The organism is Streptomyces sp. Alt3 (assembly GCF_030719215.1).
GTDB lineage: Bacteria > Actinomycetota > Actinomycetes > Streptomycetales > Streptomycetaceae > Streptomyces > Streptomyces glycanivorans.
This window is the reverse complement of record NZ_CP120983.1, coordinates 3,892,188-3,911,550: the sequence shown is the minus strand read 5'-3', so window position 1 is coordinate 3,911,550 and position 19,363 is coordinate 3,892,188. Positions and strand designations below refer to the sequence as shown.

Below are 19,363 nucleotides of genomic sequence, written 5' to 3'. Positions count from 1 at the left end.
GTCCTCGTGACGCGTAGATCTGTTCCCCTCCCCGGCATCACCCCCCTGTGGAGTACGGCCGTGACACGATCTACCGCATGTCGGTGGTGTCTTCGGTGCTCGTCCCTTACGCGTCCTACCTGCGGGTGTACGAGCCGCTCGCCGCCTTCGGTGAACCCGAGCGGGGTCACTGGACGCGCTACGCCCGGCGGGGGGACCTCCCCACGGCCCAGGACGAACTGCGCGGTTCGCTGGCCGGCCTGGTCCCCACCCCTCCGGTGGCGGTGCCGGTGCACGAGAGCGGGGACGCCTTCGTCGCGGTGGTCGACGGGGCGATCTGCGTCTGCCCGTGGAGGACCCGGATGCGCGGCTGGCTCGCAATGAGCGAACTGGGGGGTCTGTTTCCGGCCACCGTGCTGGACGCGGTGCTGCCCCCGGTGGTGCGGGGTCAGGCGACGGCGGACTACGAGCGGTGGGCCGAGCGGAACCCGGACGCGCGTCCCTGGATCCGGACCACGGTGTGGCACGTGCCGGTGCGCTGGTTCGTCCTGTTCGACGACGAGGAACGGGAATGCGTGACCGACGGCAGCGCGGAGGGCCGGCTGCTGCGCTACCGGACCCCGATGGTGCAGGCACGGCGCAGGCTGGCCAGAGCGCTGCGGACCCTGCGGGAGACCGTCGACGAAGGGCCGCTGACCGAGGGGCTGGTGGAGGTGGGCCGCTGGCTGGAGGAGTTCCACCCGCGCGCCATGGTCGAGTTGGACTACGGCGGTCTGGTCCACGCGCTGAGCGCCGAGAAGCTCGCCGGTGACCGGTCGGCCGCGGATGTGGCCGAGGGCATCGCGGCACTGCGTTCCGGGGACAACGACGCGGCGGGTGTCGCCTACGGGCGTCTCGCCGAACGCTGGCGTGCGGTGCGCGACCTACAATCCTCCAACTAGCCCGAAGCGGTGCCAATGGCGACGCATCGGAGCATAGAGGTGCTATCGGCAGGGAAGAGACATCCTGTGAGGTGTCCGACATCCAGCGGCGCCGAGGAGGTCCGGCGGAGGTGAACGGAGATGCCCTGAGGGCGACTGACGGGCCGTGAACCCGAGCTGGGTGTGACGCGTGTGACAGGCGGGGAGAGAATCCGTTCGTGGGGCCATGGGACCTACGTCCCGAACCGGGCCTTTGGCTCAAGCGTGACGGATAGCACTAACGGGGCCCTTGCGCCCTTCCCTACTCCTCATGCCAAAATAGGACAAGGAGTCCGGGGAGGGCTCTGTCCGTCCAACTATGGGCGGAATGCTCAGCATTGCACGCTATGGGGGGTCTGACGACTTCTGACGACTCCTGATCGCTCCTGTGACTGATCGTTACTGGGGCGTGACTGTCCGCTATGGCATGGTCCATCGGCTTCCGTCGCTGATGAACACCTGGGAGGGCAATTCCATCGGTTTGGCCGACGCGGCTGGACGGATGGTGTAGTTGTAGTGCCGAGGACAAGCCGTTCGTCCTATAACCGACTCGGCCCGCGTCCGCCATTTCGGGCAACGCGGGTCAAGGTGCAGAATTTAGAGGAAAGAACCGAGATGGTTCGGTTCTCCCGAGGAGGCCGCTCATGACCGCTCGCACCCCTGATGCCGAGCCGCTGCTGACCCCGGCTGAGGTTGCCACGATGTTCCGCGTGGACCCGAAGACGGTCACCCGTTGGGCGAAGGCTGGCAAGCTCACGTCCATCCGCACGCTCGGTGGACATCGCCGGTACCGCGAGGCAGAGGTCCGCGCACTGCTTGCGGGTATCCCGCAGCAGCGCAGCGAGGCCTGACACACCCCTGTCGCCGCAGCCACAACAGGGCGCCGAAGGGTCCCCCAACCCCCGGTGATCCCACTCATAGCTCCAAGCGACGGGTGCCCGCCCCAACGGGCTCCATGCCTGTGACATGCGGGTACGTCGTTCGATCGCGCTGGACTCCGCCGGGTCCAGCGCGATCTTTTTGTGTCCGGTGAGGTGTTCCGGGCGGCTCCCGCCGGCGTCCGGCGCGGACGGACGGCGTCCCGTCGGTGCCCGGCGCGGGCCCGGAGACACCCGAGCGATTCGAGTGGCCGCCCGAACCTGCCGACGGGTCGGTTTGCGAGGAGGCCGCGTGCGACTGTGGGCGGGGTTGTTCGGGCCTGTTCGCCCGGGTCCCGGGTGTCGTGGGCCGGCTCGGGTGGAACGGTCCGGGATGTACTTCCGGGGCAGTGCAATTGCACATATTAAATTCGCCAGTTGTAGGAAGTGCGTAAAGTACCACCCGCGAAAAACTGGTTCGGTGACTCCCGTCACACCGGCGTGGTCTTGCCAACTACGAGCCTGCCACTGTCCGGGGGTGGTTGGCTGCGGCAGATGGTCATGTCGCGGGGGGACTTTCGTCCCCGGGGTGACCGTCGGGATGCCCCCGGGGTCCGTCCCCGGCGGGGTCGTTGCGAGGGTCCGTGCCGCCCCCGGGGCCGGCCGCCCGTGGCCGGGCCGTGGGGTGTGGTGCCCCGACGGCCTCCGTGGGGCTGTCGGAGGCCGCGTGCGGAGCCGGTGGCCGCTCGGTCGCGTTGCCGGGTTCCCGGGTCCTGTGCGGCTCCTGTGGGGCCGTCAGGGGCTCCATGGCGAGCCGCAGCAGGCGGTGGCAGATCGGACAGTGGCGGGTGAGGTGGCGGTAGCCCGAGGCGGCCGCCAGATGGGCGCGCAGCAGCGCGCGGGTCTCGTGCCTTTCCGTGGACGCGGACATGCGTGCGGCCTCCCGGTGGACCCGGCCGCCCCGCGTCGGGGGAAACAGGGGCGGACTCCGTTCTTACGGAGTTACCCGCGCCGGGAGCACGGAGTCAAGACGCGCGAAAGCCCGGATCCAGAGGATCCGGGCTTTCGTCTACTGCGGTCCTGACGGGATTTGAACCCGCGGCCTCCACCTTGACAGGGTGGCGAGCACTCCAAACTGCTCCACAGGACCAGGTTTTCGCTTCCGGCCTTGCGGCTGGCTGCGAAGACAGACTCTACAGGAGGTCCCGGGGCCAGGTCGAACTCACTCAGGGTGCGGGTGCCACTACGGCCCGATGGAGGGCCCGTTCACGGTGCCGCCGCGTCGATCGCCTTCACGATCCGCTTGTCCGAGACGGGCTGCGAGGTGCCCAGCGCGTGCGCGAAGTAGCTCACGCGCAGCTCCTCGATCATCCAGCGGATGTCCAGGACCGCCTGGGGCACGGGCCGCCCCTGCGGGAGCTGTTCGAGCAGCCAGGCGTACTCGTCCTGCATCTCGTGGACCTTCTCCATGCGCGTGGTGTCGCGCTGGACGTTCGTCGGCATCTGCTGGAGCCTGCGGTCCTCGGCGACCAGGTAGCGCATCAGGTCCGGCAGCCTGGGCAGCCCGGTCGCGGTGACGAACCCCGGCGGGACGAGGCGGGCCAGGTGATCCCGTACGTCGGTGACGTTGTTGATCAGGACCAGGCTGTTCGTCGACTTCAGCCGGCGTTCGCAGGCCTGCCAGGCCGCCAGGATCTGCTGCACCTGCCCGATCGTGCGGACGGTGAGGTCCACGAGGTCGGCGCGCACCTTGTCGTACAGCTTCCGGAACGACGCCTCGTCCCAGGCGGGGCCGCCGTGCGCGGCGATCAGCCGGTCGGCCGCCGCCGTCGCGCAGTCGTCGAACAGCGCCTGGATGGAGCCGTGCGGATTGCGGGACAGCGCCAGCTTCTGCTGGTTGGTGAGCTTGTCCGAGGCGAACTTGGCCGGATTCACCGGGATGTTCAGCAGGATCAGCCTGCGGGTGCCGCGCCACATCGCCTGCTGCTGTTCGGCCTCCGTGTCGAAGAGCCGCACGGCGACGGTCGCGCCCTGGTCGACGAGCGCCGGGTACGCCTTCACCGGCTGGCCGGCGCGGCGGGTCTCGAAGACGCGGTTCAGGGTGCCGATCGTCCAGTCGGTGAGGCCCGATCGTTCGATGGACTCCCCGGAGGGCCCCGCGGTGGCCGCGGCGGCCTTGGAGAGGGCCTGGCGGGCCTTGGGGCGCAGCTGGACCTTCAACGCCTCCAGGTCCTTGTCCTCGGCGACCTTGCGGCGCCGCTCGTCGGTGATCCGGAAGGTGATCTTCAGGTGGTCCGGGATCCGGGAGAGGTCGAAGTCGTCCGCCGTGACCGGGACGCCGACCATCCGCTGGAGCTCACGGGCGAGCGTCAGCGGAAGCGGCTCCTGGAGGGGGACCGCACGGTCCAGGAACTTCGTCGCGTAGTTCGGGGCCGGGACGTAGTGCCGGCGGATCGGCTTGGGCAGCGAGCGGATGAGCTCGGTGACCACCTCTTCGCGCAGGCCCGGGATCTGCCAGTCGAAGCCCTCGGAGGTGACCTGGTTGAGGACCTGGAGCGGGATGTGAACGGTCACGCCGTCGGCGTCCGCGCCAGGCTCGAACTGGTAGGTCACCCGGAATTTGAGCTTCCCCTGTCGCCAGGAGTCGGGGTAGTCGTCCTTGGTGACGGCCCCGGCCTTCTCGTTGATGAGCATCGAGCGCTCGAAGTCGAGCGCGTCCGGTTCGTCCCGGCGCTTGTGCTTCCACCAGGAGTCGAAGTGCGCCCCCGAGACGATGTGCTCCGGGATCCGCCGGTCGTAGAAGTCGAAGAGCGTCTCGTCGTCCACGAGGATGTCGCGGCGCCGGGCCCGGTGCTCCAGCTCCTCGACCTCGCCCAGCAGTTTGCGGTTGTCATGGAAGAACTGGTGGTGCGTGCGCCAGTCCCCCTCGACCAGGGCGTTGCGGATGAACAGATCACGCGAGGCCTCCTGGTCGATACGGCCGAAATTGATCTTGCGCTGGGCGACGATCGGTACCCCGTAGAGCGTGACCCGCTCGTACGCCATGACCGCCGCCTGGTCCTTCTCCCAGTGAGGTTCGCTGTAGGTGCGCTTCAGCAGGTGCTGGGCGAGCGGCTCGATCCACTCCGGTTCGACCTTCGCGTTGACGCGCGCCCAGAGCCGGGACGTCTCGACCAGCTCGGCCGACATCACGAAGCGGGGCTGCTTCTTGAACAGCGCGGAGCCCGGGAAGATCGCGAACTTGGCGCTGCGGGCACCCACGTACTCGTTCTTCTCGGTGTCCTTCAGCCCGATGTGCGACAGGAGACCGGCCAGCAGCGAGGTGTGCACCGCCTGCTCCGGGATGCCCTCGTCATCCTTGGGCTCCTCGACGGTGATGCCCATCTGCTTGGCGACCGTGCGCAGCTGGGCGTAGATGTCCTGCCACTCGCGGATCCGCAGGAAGTTGAGGTACTCCTGCTTGCACATCCGGCGGAAGCTGGAGGAGCCGCGCTCCTTCTGCTGCTCACGGATGTAGCGCCACAGGTTCAGGAACGCCAGGAAGTCGGACGTCTCGTCCTTGAAGCGGGCGTGGTTCTGGTCGGCCTGGGTCTGCTTCTCGGAGGGACGCTCACGCGGGTCCTGGATGGAGAGCGCCGCCGCGATGACCATGACCTCGCGGGCGCAGCCGTTCTTGTCGGCCTCGATGACCATGCGCGCCAGACGCGGGTCGACCGGCAGCTGGGACAGCTTGCGGCCGAGCGGGGTGAGGCGCTTCTTCGGATCCTTCTCCACCGGGTCCAGGGCGCCGAGCTCCTGGAGCAACTGCACGCCGTCGCGGATGTTCCTGTGGTCCGGCGGGTCGATGAAGGGGAACTTCTCGATGTCGCCGAGGCCGGCCGCGGTCATCTGGAGGATGACGGAGGCCAGGTTGGTCCGCAGGATCTCCGGGTCGGTGAACTCCGGCCGGGTGACGAAGTCGTCCTCGGAGTACAGCCGGATGCAGATGCCGTCCGACGTACGGCCGCAGCGGCCCTTGCGCTGGTTGGCGCTGGCCTGCGAGATCCGCTCGATCGGCAGCCGCTGGACCTTGGTGCGGTGGCTGTAGCGGGAGATGCGGGCGTTGCCCGGGTCGATCACGTACTTGATGCCGGGGACGGTCAGCGAGGTCTCGGCGACGTTCGTCGCCAGAACGATCCTGCGTCCCGTGTGGCGCTGGAACACGCGGTGCTGCTCGGCGTGCGAGAGGCGTGCGTAGAGGGGGAGCACCTCGGTGTGTCTGAGGTTGCGCTTGTTCAGGGCGTCCGCGGTGTCGCGGATCTCGCGCTCGCCGGAGAGGAAGACCAGGACGTCGCCGGGGGCCTCGTGGCCGAGCTCGTCCACGGCGTCGCAGATCGCGGTGATCTGGTCGCGGTCGGAGTCGTCGCTGTCCTCTTCGAGGAGGGGCCGGTAGCGCACCTCCACCGGATACGTCCGGCCGCTGACCTCCACGATCGGTGCCTCGCCGAAGTGCTTGGCGAATCGTTCCGGGTCGATGGTCGCCGAGGTGATGACGACCTTCAGGTCGGGGCGCTTGGGCAGCAGGCGGGCCAGGTAGCCCAGCAGGAAGTCGATGTTCAGCGACCGCTCGTGGGCCTCGTCGATGATGATCGTGTCGTAGGCGAGGAGCTCGCGGTCCGTCTGGATCTCGGCGAGCAGGATGCCGTCCGTCATCAGCTTCACGAAGGTCGCGTCCGGATTCACCTGATCGGTGAAGCGCACCTTCCAGCCGACCGCCTCGCCCAGCGGGGTCTTCAGCTCGTCCGCGACCCGCTCGGCGACCGTGCGCGCCGCGATCCGGCGGGGCTGGGTGTGCCCGATCATGCCCCGGACGCCACGTCCCAGCTCCATGCAGATCTTGGGGATCTGCGTGGTCTTGCCCGAGCCCGTCTCCCCGGCGACGATCACGACCTGGTGGTCGCGTATCGCCTCCAGGATCTCGTCCTTCTTCTGGCTGACCGGCAGCTGCTCCGGGTACGACAGCGCGGGCATCCGAGCGGCGCGGCCCGCGAGCCGTTCGGACGCCTTACCGGCCTCGGCGGAGATCTCGTCCAGTACGGACTGGCGGGCCTCCGGCTTGTGGATGCGCCGGGCACCCTCGAGACGGCGGCCGAGCCTGTGCGCGTCGCGGAGCGAGAGCTGCCCGAGCTGGGACTGGAGATCGGCGAAGGAAGTAGACATACGGACACCAGGATCTCACCCGCGCGTGAGGAGTGGCGAACGTATTTCGGTCCGGGCCCCGTCACACCGCTTCCGGGGGACCCCGCCGCCGACGTCGGTCACCGAACGGGATCAAGCGGTCACAGAAAGTACCATTTCGGGCAGCTGATCATCCGTTCCCCGTGCAAGGCGGCCCCATGTCCCGGGACATACCCGCACCCGTCGACCGCCGGGTGCCGAGAGCGTAGGCGGTTCCCGCGCGCCGCTCTCCCCCCGTGCAGATCCCGCAGACCCCGCTCACCGCCCCCCACCCGCACGGAGCGCCGCATGCCCACGCCCCCTCGCCCCTCGCCCGCCCCGAAGAAGCCGTCCCCGAAGAAGGGTGCTCCGAAGGAGGGCGGCTCCGTGAAGAAGCCGGTGCTCTTCGGCCTCGTCGTCGTTCTCGCGGCCGGACTCCTCGGCTTCGTCTCCTACCGGGTGACCGCCCCGGACGGATCCGCCTCCGGCACCCCGGCCGCGGCCACGGCCACCGAGCCGGATCCCGACGTCTACCGGGAGCTGGCCGGACTCGCCCGGCGCGACGCGGGCGACAAACAGGCGCAGGGCCGCGCCGACGCCCCCGTCGTCCTCATCGAGTACGCCGACTTCCAGTGCGGCTACTGCGGGAAGTTCGCCCGGGACACCGAACCCGAACTGATCGAGAGGTACGTCGACGACGGCACCCTGCGGATCGAGTGGCGCAACTTCCCGATCTTCGGCGACGCGTCCGAGGCCGCCGCCCGAGCCTCCTGGGCGGCGGGCCGGCAGGGCCGCTTCTGGGCCTTCCACCGGGCCGCGTACGCCGAGGACGCCAAGGCGAAGGGCTTCGGCAAGGAACGTCTGAGGGCCCTCGCCCGGCAGGCCGGCGTGAAGGACCTCGACCGCTTCACGCGCGACGCCGACAGCACGGCGGCCACCGAAGCGGTCGGCGTCGACCGGCAGGAGGCGTACAGGATCGGCGCCACGTCCACCCCGTCCTTCCTCGTCAACGGCCGACCCCTGGCCGGAGCCCAGCCCACGGCCGTCTTCACCCAGGCCATCGAGGCCGCGGCGGCGGAGGAAGCGAATGTGGGCAGCGCCGGGGACCCGGCGAAGTGACCCCGGACATCGGCTACTTCGCCGCCCTGCTCGGCGGTCTGCTGGCCCTGGTCAGCCCCTGCAGCGCCCTGCTGCTCCCGGCCTTCTTCGCGTACTCCGTCGGCTCCGCCTCACGGCTCCTGGCGCGCACGGCCGTCTTCTACGCCGGGCTCGCCACCACCCTCGTCCCGCTCGGTGCCGCGGGTTCGTACGCAGGACGGCTCTTCTACGGGCACCGGGACGCGCTCGTCCTCGGCGCGGGCTGGCTGATCATCGGGCTCGGGCTCGCCCAGATCGCCGGACTGGGCTTCGCGTCCCGGAGGATCGCGGCACTCGGCGGCCGGATCCGGCCCACGACCGCCCTCTCCGTCTACGCCCTGGGCGCGGTCTACGGACTGGCGGGCTTCTGCGCCGGCCCGATCCTCGGCAGTGTCCTCACAGTGGCGGCCGTCAGCGGCAGCCCCCTCTACGGCGGGCTGCTGCTCGCCGTCTACGCACTGGGCATGGCCGTCCCGCTGTTCGTGCTCGCCCTGCTCTGGGAACGCTTCGACCTCGGCCGCCGGGCCTGGCTCCGCGGCAGACCGCTGCGTCTCGGCCGCTTCAGGGCGCACAGCACCTCGCTGGTCTCCGGCCTCTTCTTCATCGGACTCGGGGCGCTGTTCCTCGTGTACGACGGGACGACCGCGCTGCCCGGACTCCTGGACGTGGACGAGTCGTTCGCCGTCGAGCAGTGGGCCCGGCGGATCGGTGAGCGGGTACCGGACGTGGCGGCGCTGGCAGCGGTGGTGGCAGCCGTGCTGCTCGGACTGACCGTGCACACGGTGCGACGACGCCGTGGCGGCCGGGCGGAAACCGGCTGAACCGGGCCGGGGCGGAAACGACGAAGGCCCCGTCCTGGGGACGGGGCCTTCGGGTGGTGGCTGGGGCCGGGATCGAACCGGCGACCTATCGCTTTTCAGGCGATCGCTCGTACCAACTGAGCTACCCAGCCACGCAGCTCGTACGGGCTGCAGCGGTCCTGACGGGATTTGAACCCGCGGCCTCCACCTTGACAGGGTGGCGAGCACTCCAAACTGCTCCACAGGACCTAGCTAATGTGCGAGACAAGTCTCGCACACGGTAAAGCGTGCCCCCAACGGGATTCGAACCCGTGCTACCGCCTTGAAAGGGCGGCGTCCTGGGCCACTAGACGATGAGGGCTAAGGGCCCACCTGCGCGCTTTCCAGCGCGTCGGGGACGTGAGAAGCATATGGGATGCGGGGAGGTATCGCCAAAACGGTTTACGGGGAGGGGGTCGGGACGCTCGGGGAGGGGGACGGACTCTTCAGGTTCTCCTCCGGGAGATGGCGGCTGACCTCGGCCGTCGTGAGACCGAGACCGCCGAGGGTGATCTCGTCCCAGGCCTGTAGATGCCGGGTGGGGCGGTCCAGGTAGAGCACCGAGGCGCGCACCTTCTCCGGTTTCTGGTTCTGCACGGCGCGCAGGCCGCCGCCGCCCGTGGAGCCCTCGACCTTCAGCCGCGTACCGAACGGCAGCAGCTCGTTCACCCGGTGGTGCACATGGCCGGCCAGGACCAGCGGAACCGTCCCGTCCGTCTCCCGCGCCGCGTTCGGGTCGTGCGCCACGGCGATGTCCACCGGGGTGCCCGCCCGCTTCTGGTCGCGCAGGGCCGAGGCGAGGCGCATGCCGGCCAGCTGCTCGGAGGCCTTGCCGCCGGTCGGGCGCGAGCGGTCCGGGGTGAACTGGGGGTCGCCGGTCCCGGCGATCCGCAGCCCGGCCACGCTCACCGCGTCGCCCTCGTCCAGGACGTGCGCGTTCTTCGTCTTCTCCAGATGGGCCTGGGTCTGCTTCGAGTCGTGGTTGCCCCTGACCCAGACATAGGGCGCGCCGAGGTTCCGGACCGGGTCCAGGAAGCCGTTCTCGGCGGCCGTGCCGTGGTCCATCGTGTCGCCGGAGTCGATGATCACGTCGATCTCGTACTGCTCGACGAGCGAGGCGATGATGTGCCAGGCGGCCGGGTTGAGATGGATGTCGGAGACGTGCAGGACTCGGATGGTCGCGGGGTCCGGTTGGTACACGGGCAGCGTGGACGTGGCGTCGTACAGCTTGGTGACGTTGGTGACCAGGCGCGCGAGTTCCTGCTGGTAGACGTCGAACTCGGTGACGATCGACCGGGCGTCGCCGACGACCGAGGGGGCGCTGGACAGGAGCCCGGAGAACTTCGGCTCCAGGACGGACTTCGGGTTCCAGGTGGCGTACGCGCTGACCCCCGAGGCGGCCAGCAGGGCCAGCGCGAGACCTCCGGCGGCCAGGGCGCGGCGTGGGCGCCGGTAGACGACGAGGCCGAGGGCGGTGGCGCCGGAGACCACGGCCACGCAGGAGCGGACGGCCAGCTCGCGGGTGCCGGAGGCGACGTCGTCGGTGACCTCGTCCTGGAGACCTGAGAGGCGTTCGGGGTGCTTGACCAGGGCCTGCGAACGCTCCGGGTCGAGCTGGTCGACGTCCACGTCCAGTCGGACCGGGGCGTGGTGGGAGTCCAGTTCCAGGGCGCCGAGCGGTGACACGTTGATCTTGGTTCCGCCGCTCACCGAGGGCCGCAGGGTCATGGTGGTGTCCATGGGCCCCACCGGCGTACGCACACTGCCGACGACCAGCAGTCCCAGCCAGGCGCCCAGCACGACCACGGCCAGCAGGCCGAGCGCGCGCTTCCAGGGGTGCGGGGCGGGGGTGGGACCGCCGACGGGTGCGGCGGCGCGCGGGCGGGAGCGGAAGAGGCGGCGGACACGGACGGCTGCGGCGTGGAACGGGCGTGCCATTGGGCGCGTATGCCCCGTTCGGGCGGCGGACATGCGGGGCGGTCAGGAGGTGTGGGCCGGGCGGGTGGCCCACGGGGCGGGTGCGGCCCGCCCCTCCTCGACCCGCGTACGTGACAATGGCGGTGTGCTGGAGATGACGCGCGAGGAGTTCGAAGAGCTGGTGAGCCTGGCTCTTGACCGGGTCCCGCCGGAGCTGATGCGGCTGATGGACAACGTCGCGGTGTTCGTGGAGGAGGAGCCGGAGGACCCGGAGGACCGGGAGCTCCTCGGCCTCTACGAGGGAACGCCGCTCACCGAGCGCGGCGAGTGGTACGCCGGGGTGCTGCCGGACCGGATCACCATCTACCGGGGGCCGACGCTGCGGATGTGCGAGACCCGCGAGGACGTGGTCGCCGAGACCGAGATCACCGTGGTCCACGAGATCGCCCACCACTTCGGCATCGACGACGAGCGGCTGCACGAGCTGGGGTACGGGTGAGCACCCAGGATCCGCCGCCCCACCGGCCGTCCGTCGACCCGGACGTCGACCTGTCCGTACCCGCGCAGCGCGCCGAGACCGCGGGGCCCGGCCGGTGGCGGGTCCTCGCGGTGATCGCCGCGGGCGGTGCCCTGGGGTCGACGGCGCGGTACGCGGCCTCGCTCGCCTGGCCCGCGGCCGAGGGCGGCTTCCCCTGGGCGGTCTTCGCCGTCAACGTGACGGGCTGCGCCCTGATCGGTGTGCTGATGGTGCTGGTCGCCGAGCGGGGCACCGTCACGCACCCGCTGGTGCGGCCGTTCCTCGGGGTCGGGGTGCTCGGCGGGTTCACCACGTTCTCGACGTACGCCGCCGACGTGTCGAAGCTGCTGGCCCGTCAGGAAGCGGCCACGGCCATGGGGTACGCGGCAGGCACGGCCGTGGCGGCGCTCGGCGCGGTGTGGGGTGCGGCCGCGCTCACCCGGTCGCTCGTGGACGGGCGGGGGACGGCGCCGTGAACTGGCTGCTGGTCGTCCTCGGGGGCGCCGTCGGGGCGCCGCTGCGCTATCTGACGGACCGTGCGGTGCAGGCACGGCACGGCGCAGGGCTGCCGTACGTGTTCCCGTGGGGGACGTTCACGGTGAACGCGGCGGGCAGCCTGCTGCTCGGTGTGCTGACCGGCGCCACGGTGTCCACTCCCGTGTACGCGTTGCTGGGGACGGGCCTGTGCGGCGCGCTGACGACGTATTCGACGTTCTCGTACGAGACCCTCCGCCTGGCCGAGGCGGGCCGGGGCTTCCTCGCCGGGGCGAACGTGCTGGCATCCCTGCTGGTGGGGCTCGGGGCGGTGTTCCTCGGGGCGGAGCTGGCGGGGGGCTTCTGAGCGTTCCGGGGTGCGATCCGGCGGCCGGGGGCGTGTGCGGGTGTTGTGTCCGGGCGTGTCCCCGGTGGGGGCGGGGGAGTTGGACACATCGCTCTCCCGTTCCCGCCGTCCCTCTCCTCCCCGGAGGTGCCATCCCGTGCGCCAGTTGTCCGCCCGCGTCCGCTGGGCAACCGTCACCGCGCTGACGATCGCCGCGTCCACAGGCTGTGTGAGCGTCGGCGACGACGCCGGGAAGCCCACCCCCTCGCTTTCCGCCGACCGGAAGGGCGCGTCCGCCCTGCCCGACGAGGCCACCGTGTCCGGCACCGGCCGGTCCGGCTCCGGCGGTGGCCGTGCCGAGGCGCAGTCCGACCGGGGAGCCGCGCGCAAGCCGGATGCCAAGGCCTCGGGCCGCATCCCGTCCGCGGAGCCGGGGAAGGCCGTGCCTGTGCCCGCCGGCCCCGGTACCCCGGAGCCCTCCCGGGGCGGCCCCCTGCCCACCCCGGAGCCCAGCGCCCCGGGGCCGGGTGAGCCGCCGCCCCCACCGGTCACCCCCGAGGAGCCCCCGGCCTCGCCCGAGCCGGAGCCCTCACCGCCGCCGGAGCAGCCCTCGGCCTCGCCGGCGGCGCAGTCCCGCACGGATGCGACGGGGCTGCCGGGGCGGGGCGGAACGTGGCCCACTCCGCGGGTATCACCGCAGGTCGCGCCGGTGTGAGGGGGGCCGGTTTGCGCGAAGTGGGGGAGGGTGCGTATGGTAGTAGATCGTTTGATCCCATTGCCCGGCGCCGACACAGAAGAGCGCCGTGTGGCGCGTACTCTCCCTTGCCGTGGCTGGACCGCATTGAGGCGGTCGAAATTGCGAAAACACGGAGTTACGGGCGCGTGCCGAGACTCCGGAAGGTTTCGCATTTCGCATGTCAATTTCCAGTTCTGACCACACCGTCATGTCCGAGAACGACGTCGAGAACATCGAGGTCGTCGAGGCCGCCGAAGCCGTAGTGGCCCAGGCCGACGAGACCCCTGTCGCGGACACCCCCGTCGCGGACACCTCCGACGAGGTCGCCTCCGACGAGGTCACCGAGGACGCCGAGCCGAGCGTCACCTTCGCCTCGCTCGGACTGCCCGAGGGCATCGTCCGCAAGCTCGCGCAGAACGGTGTGACGGCCCCCTTCCCGATCCAGGCCGCGACCATCCCGGACGCCCTGGCCGGCAAGGACATCCTGGGCCGTGGCCGCACCGGCTCCGGCAAGACGCTCTCCTTCGGTCTGCCGACCCTGGCCTCGCTGGCCGGCGGTCACACCGAGAAGAAGAAGCCCCGCGCGATCATCCTCACGCCGACCCGTGAGCTGGCCATGCAGGTCGCGGACGCGCTGCAGCCCTACGGCGACGTGCTCGGCCTGAAGATGAAGGTCGTCTGCGGCGGTACGTCGATGGGCAACCAGATCTACGCGCTGGAGCGCGGTGTCGACGTCCTCGTCGCCACCCCGGGCCGGCTGCGCGACATCATCAACCGTGGTGCCTGCTCCCTGGAGAACGTCCAGGTCGCGGTCCTCGACGAGGCCGACCAGATGTCGGACCTGGGCTTCCTGCCCGAGGTCACCGAGCTGCTCGACCAGATCCCCGGTGGCGGCCAGCGCATGCTCTTCTCCGCCACGATGGAGAACGAGATCGGCACGCTCGTCAAGCGCTACCTGAGCAACCCGGTCACCCACGAGGTCGACAGCGCGCAGGGCAACGTCTCGACCATGTCGCACCACGTCCTCGTCGTGAAGCCGAAGGACAAGGCGCCGGTCACGGCCGCGATCGCCGCCCGCAAGGGCCGCACGATCATCTTCGTCCGCACCCAGCTGGGCGCCGACCGCATCGCCGAGCAGCTCATCGAGTCCGGCGTGAAGGCCGACGCGCTGCACGGCGGCATGACGCAGGGTGCCCGTACCCGCGTCCTGGAAGACTTCAAGAAGGGCTACGTCAACGCCCTCGTCGCCACCGACGTCGCCGCCCGCGGCATCCACGTCGACGGCATCGACCTCGTCCTGAACGTGGACCCGGCCGGCGACCACAAGGACTACCTGCACCGCTCGGGCCGCACCGCGCGTGCCGGCAAGTCCGGTGTCGTCGTCTCGCTGGCGCTTCCGCACCAGCGCCGCCAGATCTTCCGCCTCATGGAGGACGCGGGCGTCGACGCCTCGCGCCACATCGTCCAGGGCGCGGGCGTCTTCGAGCCCGAGGTCGCCGAGATCACGGGTGCCCGTTCGCTGACCGAGGTCCAGGCCGACTCCGCGAACAACGCGGCCAAGCAGGCCGAGCGCGAGGCCGCCGACCTCACCAAGCAGCTGGAGCGTGTCCAGCGTCGTGCCGTCGAGCTGCGCGAGGAGGCCGACCGCCTGGTCGCCCGTGCCGCCCGCGAGCGGGGCGACGACCCGGAGGCGGCGGTGGCAGAGGTCGCCGCCGAGGCCGAGGCCGCACTCGTCGCGGCGTCCGTCCCCGAGCAGCCGGCCGCGCGCGAGGACCGTCGCGACGACCGGGGCAACTACGCCCGTCGTGACGACCGTCGTGACGACCGCGGTGACCGTGGTGACCGTGGTGGATACCGCGGGGGCAACGACCGCGTCGGCGAGCGCAGCGGCCGTCCCTCCGGTGGCAACGGCTACCGCGGCAGCAACGACCGTCCGTCGTTCCGTGGCAGCAACGACCGTCCCTCGGGCGGCTTCCGCTCCGGTGGCGGTGACCGTCGTGACGACCGCGGCGGCGACCGTGGGGGCCGTTCCTTCGAGCGTCGTGACAACGACCGCCCGTCGTTCAACCGTGACCGCCGTGACGACCGCCCCTCCGGTGGTTCGTCCGGTGGCTTCCGCTCCGGTGGCGGTGACCGTCGTGACGACCGTGGGGGCCGTTCCTTCGAGCGTCGTGACAACGACCGCCCGTCGTTCAACCGTGACCGCCGTGACGACCGCCCCTCCGGTGGCTTCCGCTCCGGCGGCAGCGACCGCCCGTTCAACCGTGACCGTCGCGACGACCGTCCCTCGGGCGGCTTCCGCTCCGGTGGCGGCGACCGCCCGACCGGCCGTCGTGACGACCACCGCGGTGGCACCGGCACGGGTACCGGCACCGGCACCTTCGGCCGCCGTGACGACAAGCCGCGCTGGAAGCGCAACGGCTGACCGTCGCTGAACGACTGACGACGAAGGGCCCGTACACCACCGACCAGGTGGCGTACGGGCCCTTCGTCGTCAGCCCCCTCAGTTGTTGTGGACGCGGCGGAAACGGCTACCGGGGCGGGTGGGGCCGACGGTACGATCCGCTGCAGGCACAGGGGGTACCGCCAGGGGGGCTGGTTCACTCTTTCGCGAGTCGACGGCGCTGGGCGCCGCGGTCTCCCCCGGCCTCTCGACTCCTGGGGAGGGACCCGCATTGCCTCGTTCCGCACGTGGCCGTACCACTCTGCTGTCCTTGGCCGTTCTCGCCGTCACCGTGGGCGTGGTCCCCGGCGCGCAGGCGGCACCGGCCACCACACCCGCAGCCGCGCAGGCTGCCGTACCCTCCTGGGTCATCCCGCTGTACTTCGACGACATGGCGAGCGGCGCCCACCGGGCCTGCACGGGCATCGTGCTGTCCAGGACGAAGACGCTCGCCACCCCGGACTGTGTGACGGGGATGGACGAGGCGGACTTCACCTACGTCTACGACCTGACCACCGGGACCATCAGCGAGGGCGGCAACCAGACGCTCTACCACAGTCATCCCCGGTACGACGCGTCGAGCCGCCGCGCGGCCCTCACGGTGACCACCCGCCGGACCCCGTCCGACAGCGGGAAGCCTGCTCTGGCCTCGGCGTCGGACGCGAAGCTCTGGGCCTCCGGGGCGAAGGCGGCTTTCCACTCCTGGGCCGGGCTCGACGTCGAGGACGCGCCGCGTGTGCGCCACAGCGAGCAGGTCACGGTGAAGTCCGCGGCGCAGTGCGCCCTGCTGCTGGGCCGCTTCCTGCCGGCCGGGACGCTGTGCACGGTGCCCACCCCGGGCGCCCCCGCGGTGGCGGACCAGGATCAGTGCTTCGGCGACGCGGGCGGGGCGCTGGTGGCGGGCGGCAAGCTCATCGCCGTGTCGGCGACGGGGGCGACCGGCTGCGTCCGGGGCGGGGCGCGGCTGTACACCCGTATCGAGTCCTACCGGCAGCTCATCGACGAGTGGACCAGGGACACGGACAGCGACTACCGCTCCACCGGCAGCGTGCTGGCCACGGAGACGAACGACCTGGTCGACGTCTGCTCGACGCTCGGGGACCGTACGCTCGCGTACTGCGCGCCCGACAGCACCGGCTGGTTCAGCGGCCGGGGCTATGCCTCGTTCCTGCAGGCGGGGGACATGAACGGCGACGGCTTCGGTGATCTCCTGGCGCGTACGACGGACGGAACCCTGTACCGGGTGCCCAGCACCGAGATGGAGCCGGCCGACTTCAAGCACCGGGTGAAGCTGGGCACCGGCTGGAACAGCTACAACCAGCTGGTCGCGGTGCGCGACTACTCCGGCGACGGACGCAACGATGTCGTCGGCCGTGACAAGGCGGGCGTGCTGTGGCTCTTCCGTGGCACGAGTGACGGCAAGCTCGCCGCGCGTACCCGGATCAGCGGCGGCTGGAACCAGTACACGGCGCTGACGGGCCGGGGCGACCTCACCGGCGACGGCCGCACGGACCTGGTCGCCAGGGACAAGGCGGGCGTCCTGTGGATGTACGCGGGCGCCACGAAGAGGACGTACCCGGTCCGCACGAGGATCAGCGGCGGCTGGAACCAGTTCAACGCCATCGTGGCGAGCGGTGACATGGACCACGACGGACGCCAGGACATCCTGGCCCGCACCCCTGCCGGGGCCGTCTACCTCTACAACGCCGACCACAAGGGCGGATTCAAGGCTCCGAGGAAGCTCGCGTCGACGAGCTGGAAGAAGTACGCCCGGATCAGCTGACCGGGGAGAACGGTCCCAAGCACGCGTAACACCGGCCCCGGCCGGTGTTACGCGTGCCCGTCGGCGCATGCCGTGACCCCGGCGAGGGCATCGCTGGGGACATGACAAACGACGAAGCGGTGTCCGCCGAGCCACCACCGGACGCCCTCCCACGCTCCTCGGCCGCCCTCTCCGACGAGGAACGGCTGGCCGAACTCGGCTACACCCAGGTGCTCGCGCGCCGGATGTCCGCCTTCTCCAACTACGCGGTCTCCTTCACGATCATCTCGGTGCTCTCCGGCTGCCTGACGCTGTACCTCTTCGGCATGAACACCGGCGGGCCCGCCGTCATCACCTGGGGCTGGGTCGGCGTCGGGCTGATGACACTGTTCGTCGGTCTCGCCATGGCGGAGATCTGTTCGGCGTATCCGACCTCCGCCGGCCTGTACTTCTGGGCCCACCGCCTCGCCCCGCCGCGTTCGGCGGCCGCGTGGGCCTGGTTCGCCGGCTGGTTCAACGTGCTCGGACAGGTCGCCGTCACCGCCGGCATCGACTTCGGGGCCGCGTCCTTCCTCGGGGCCTACCTGAACCTCCAGTTCGGCTTCGAGGTCACCCCCGGTCGTACGATCCTGCTCTTCGCGGCGATCCTGATCCTCCACGGCCTGCTGAACACGTTCGGTGTCGGCATCGTCGCGTTCCTCAACAACGTCAGCGTGTGGTGGCACGTGGTCGGGGTCGCCGTCATCGTGGGCGCGCTCACCTTCGTGCCGGACTCGCACCAGTCGGCGTCGTACGTCTTCACCGAGTTCGTCAACAACACCGGCTGGGGCAGCGGCTTCTACGTCGTGATGATCGGCCTGCTGATGGCGCAGTACACCTTCACCGGGTACGACGCCTCCGCCCATATGACGGAGGAGACCCACGACGCGGCCGTGGCGGGCCCGCGCGGCATCGTGCAGTCCATCTGGACGTCCTGGATCGCCGGGTTCGTGCTCCTGCTGGGCTTCACCTACGCCATCCAGTCGTACGACGGCGCCCTGAACTCCCCGACCGGAGCCCCTCCCGCGCAGATCCTGTTGGACGCGCTCGGCGCCACCACGGGCAAGCTCCTGCTGCTCGTCGTGATCGGGGCGCAGCTCTTCTGCGGGATGGCCTCCGTGACCGCCAACAGCCGCATGATCTACGCCTTCTCCCGCGACGGGGCGCTGCCCTTCTCCCGCGTCTGGCACACGGTCAGCCCCCGCACCAGAACACCTGTCGCGGCGGTCTGGCTGGCCGCTCTGGGTGCCCTGGCCCTCGGCCTCCCGTACCTGATCAACGTCACCGCGTACGCCGCCGTGACGTCCATCGCGGTCATCGGTCTCTACATCGCCTACGTCATCCCCACGCTGCTCAGGCTGCTGCGCGGTGACGACTTCGTCCGGGGCCCCTGGCACCTGGGCCGCTGGTCCCGGCCCATCGGGATCGTCGCGGTGACCTGGGTCGGGGTCATCACGGTGCTCTTCATGCTGCCCCAGGTGTCCCCGGTCACCTGGGAGAGCTTCAACTACGCCCCGCTGGCGGTGCTGGTGGTGCTCGGCTTCGCCACCGTGTGGTGGCTGGTCTCGGCCCGGCACTGGTTCCTCAGGCCGACCGCGGCCGATCACAAGCGCACGATCACGGACGAATCCACGGGCTGAACGGCCCCGCCTCCGGCCACGACAGGGCCCGGTACCGATACCCGATCGGCTGCCGGGCCCGGGGCGGCTATGCTCGGGGGGTGATCGATCCGGGGCCGTTAGCTCAATTGGTCAGAGCAGCGGACTTTTAATCCGTTGGTTGTGGGTTCGAGTCCCACACGGCCTACCTGGTGCAGGGAGGGGAAACCCCGTCTGACCTGCTACTTAGCGCCTCGACTGGCTTCATCCGGTCGGGGCGCTTCGTCGTTCCGGGGCTCTTGCGTGAGCGATGCGTGAGCGGACGGCCCGACAGCGGGTGCTATGGAGGGGGCCTTACGGGCACGTGGCACCAAAGTGGCGGCGGCTTCTGCCTGAGCTGCATCGGTGTCCAGGCCATTGACGGCGGGGGAAGTCCACCCGTGGCATGCCAGCGTTCCACCCGCTGTTTCTCCCAGAGTAGAGGCCCCAGGGCCTCCTGGTATCGAAGTCGCCCTCGGAGCCGGTCGGATGCGCGCCGAGAGCAAGAAGCGGGGCACACGCGGC

At 70.4% G+C, this 19,363-nt stretch carries 14 protein-coding genes and 5 tRNA genes; 12 read left to right on the top strand and 7 right to left on the bottom strand.

The features are described 5' to 3' along the window. Positions 1-77 precede the first annotated feature (77 nt). Positions 78-920: a DUF8083 family protein gene (locus P8A20_RS17125; protein WP_187282091.1), complete on the top strand. Its 843-nt coding sequence runs from the start codon at positions 78-80 to the stop codon at positions 918-920. 662 nt (positions 921-1,582) lie between these two features. Beyond that, a complete protein-coding gene (gene bldC / locus P8A20_RS17120; protein ID WP_003949541.1) occupies positions 1,583-1,789 on the top strand; it encodes a developmental transcriptional regulator BldC in 207 nt (68 codons plus the stop codon). Between the two features lie 565 nt (positions 1,790-2,354). Here the strand turns inward: bldC and P8A20_RS17115 are convergent. The 3 genes from P8A20_RS17115 to hrpA all read right to left on the bottom strand — a co-directional run bounded on the left by P8A20_RS17115 (position 2,355) and on the right by hrpA (position 6,994). Next, on the bottom strand, positions 2,355-2,726 hold the full coding sequence (locus P8A20_RS17115) for a DUF6274 family protein (protein WP_147958464.1): 372 nt from the start codon (positions 2,724-2,726) through the stop codon (positions 2,355-2,357). Positions 2,727-2,870: 144 nt separating this feature from the next. Beyond that, positions 2,871-2,945 (bottom strand) — tRNA-Asp (locus tag P8A20_RS17110). A gap of 116 nt (positions 2,946-3,061) precedes the next feature. Continuing rightward, positions 3,062-6,994, bottom strand: coding sequence for an ATP-dependent RNA helicase HrpA (gene hrpA, locus P8A20_RS17105; RefSeq protein WP_306103803.1), 3,933 nt, complete (start codon positions 6,992-6,994; stop codon positions 3,062-3,064). A gap of 306 nt (positions 6,995-7,300) precedes the next feature. On the opposite strand from hrpA, the gene P8A20_RS17100 reads away from it, so the two are divergent. Further along, entirely contained in the window at positions 7,301-8,110 is an 810-nt protein-coding gene (locus P8A20_RS17100) for a DsbA family protein (RefSeq protein ID WP_306103802.1), read from the top strand. Beyond that, positions 8,107-8,949 (top strand): cytochrome c biogenesis CcdA family protein, encoded by an 843-nt coding sequence (locus P8A20_RS17095; protein ID WP_306103801.1) that lies wholly within the window; start codon positions 8,107-8,109, stop codon positions 8,947-8,949. The genes P8A20_RS17100 and P8A20_RS17095 overlap by 4 nt, the downstream gene beginning before the upstream one ends. A 54-nt stretch (positions 8,950-9,003) precedes the next feature. On the opposite strand, the gene P8A20_RS17090 is transcribed toward P8A20_RS17095, so the two are convergent. The 4 genes from P8A20_RS17090 to P8A20_RS17075 all read right to left on the bottom strand — a co-directional run bounded on the left by P8A20_RS17090 (position 9,004) and on the right by P8A20_RS17075 (position 10,905). Then, positions 9,004-9,080, bottom strand: a tRNA-Phe gene (locus tag P8A20_RS17090). Between the two features lie 22 nt (positions 9,081-9,102). Further along, positions 9,103-9,177, bottom strand: a tRNA-Asp gene (locus tag P8A20_RS17085). A 39-nt stretch (positions 9,178-9,216) separates the two neighbouring features. Continuing rightward, positions 9,217-9,289: transfer RNA gene (locus tag P8A20_RS17080), tRNA-Glu, on the bottom strand. A gap of 80 nt (positions 9,290-9,369) precedes the next feature. Beyond that, positions 9,370-10,905, bottom strand: a complete 1,536-nt coding sequence (locus tag P8A20_RS17075; RefSeq protein WP_306103800.1) for a metallophosphoesterase family protein — start codon at positions 10,903-10,905, stop codon at positions 9,370-9,372. 124 nt (positions 10,906-11,029) lie between these two features. Between P8A20_RS17075 and P8A20_RS17070 the strand changes: the two genes are divergently transcribed. The 8 genes from P8A20_RS17070 to P8A20_RS17035 all read left to right on the top strand — a co-directional run bounded on the left by P8A20_RS17070 (position 11,030) and on the right by P8A20_RS17035 (position 19,007). Then, a complete protein-coding gene (locus tag P8A20_RS17070) occupies positions 11,030-11,383 on the top strand; it encodes a metallopeptidase family protein (protein WP_015578045.1) in 354 nt (117 codons plus the stop codon). Beyond that, a complete protein-coding gene (locus P8A20_RS17065) occupies positions 11,380-11,877 on the top strand; it encodes a fluoride efflux transporter FluC (protein WP_371606265.1) in 498 nt (165 codons plus the stop codon). Before P8A20_RS17070 ends, P8A20_RS17065 begins: the two co-directional genes overlap by 4 nt. After that, positions 11,874-12,242 (top strand): fluoride efflux transporter FluC, encoded by a 369-nt coding sequence (locus P8A20_RS17060; RefSeq protein WP_306103799.1) that lies wholly within the window; start codon positions 11,874-11,876, stop codon positions 12,240-12,242. Before P8A20_RS17065 ends, P8A20_RS17060 begins: the two co-directional genes overlap by 4 nt. A 136-nt stretch (positions 12,243-12,378) precedes the next feature. Continuing rightward, the gene (locus P8A20_RS17055; RefSeq protein ID WP_306103798.1) at positions 12,379-12,936 is read left to right on the top strand and encodes a hypothetical protein; all 558 of its coding nucleotides are present in this window, start codon (positions 12,379-12,381) and stop codon (positions 12,934-12,936) included. A 199-nt stretch (positions 12,937-13,135) separates the two neighbouring features. Next, entirely contained in the window at positions 13,136-15,382 is a 2,247-nt protein-coding gene (locus P8A20_RS17050) for a DEAD/DEAH box helicase (protein ID WP_371606264.1), read from the top strand. Positions 15,383-15,671: 289 nt separating this feature from the next. Next, positions 15,672-17,183, top strand: a complete 1,512-nt coding sequence (locus P8A20_RS17045; RefSeq protein WP_147958457.1) for an FG-GAP-like repeat-containing protein — start codon at positions 15,672-15,674, stop codon at positions 17,181-17,183. 101 nt (positions 17,184-17,284) lie between these two features. Continuing rightward, complete coding sequence (locus P8A20_RS17040; RefSeq protein WP_306103797.1) at positions 17,285-18,841, top strand: amino acid permease; 1,557 nt, start codon at positions 17,285-17,287, stop codon at positions 18,839-18,841. Between the two features lie 92 nt (positions 18,842-18,933). Continuing rightward, positions 18,934-19,007 (top strand) — tRNA-Lys (locus tag P8A20_RS17035). Positions 19,008-19,363: the final 356 nt, after the last annotated feature.

What these genes read in the sequence shown, in the direction of transcription:
- P8A20_RS17125 (WP_187282091.1), top strand. Translation starts at nt 78, where the DNA reads ATGTCGGTGGTGTCTTCGGTGCTCGTCCCTTACGCGTCCTACCTGCGG.
- bldC (WP_003949541.1), top strand. Translation starts at nt 1,583, where the DNA reads ATGACCGCTCGCACCCCTGATGCCGAGCCGCTGCTGACCCCGGCTGAG.
- P8A20_RS17115 (WP_147958464.1), bottom strand. Translation starts at nt 2,726, where the DNA reads ATGTCCGCGTCCACGGAAAGGCACGAGACCCGCGCGCTGCTGCGCGCC.
- hrpA (WP_306103803.1), bottom strand. Translation starts at nt 6,994, where the DNA reads ATGTCTACTTCCTTCGCCGATCTCCAGTCCCAGCTCGGGCAGCTCTCG.
- P8A20_RS17100 (WP_306103802.1), top strand. Translation starts at nt 7,301, where the DNA reads ATGCCCACGCCCCCTCGCCCCTCGCCCGCCCCGAAGAAGCCGTCCCCG.
- P8A20_RS17075 (WP_306103800.1), bottom strand. Translation starts at nt 10,905, where the DNA reads ATGGCACGCCCGTTCCACGCCGCAGCCGTCCGTGTCCGCCGCCTCTTC.
- P8A20_RS17050 (WP_371606264.1), top strand. Translation starts at nt 13,136, where the DNA reads ATGTCAATTTCCAGTTCTGACCACACCGTCATGTCCGAGAACGACGTC.
- P8A20_RS17040 (WP_306103797.1), top strand. Translation starts at nt 17,285, where the DNA reads ATGACAAACGACGAAGCGGTGTCCGCCGAGCCACCACCGGACGCCCTC.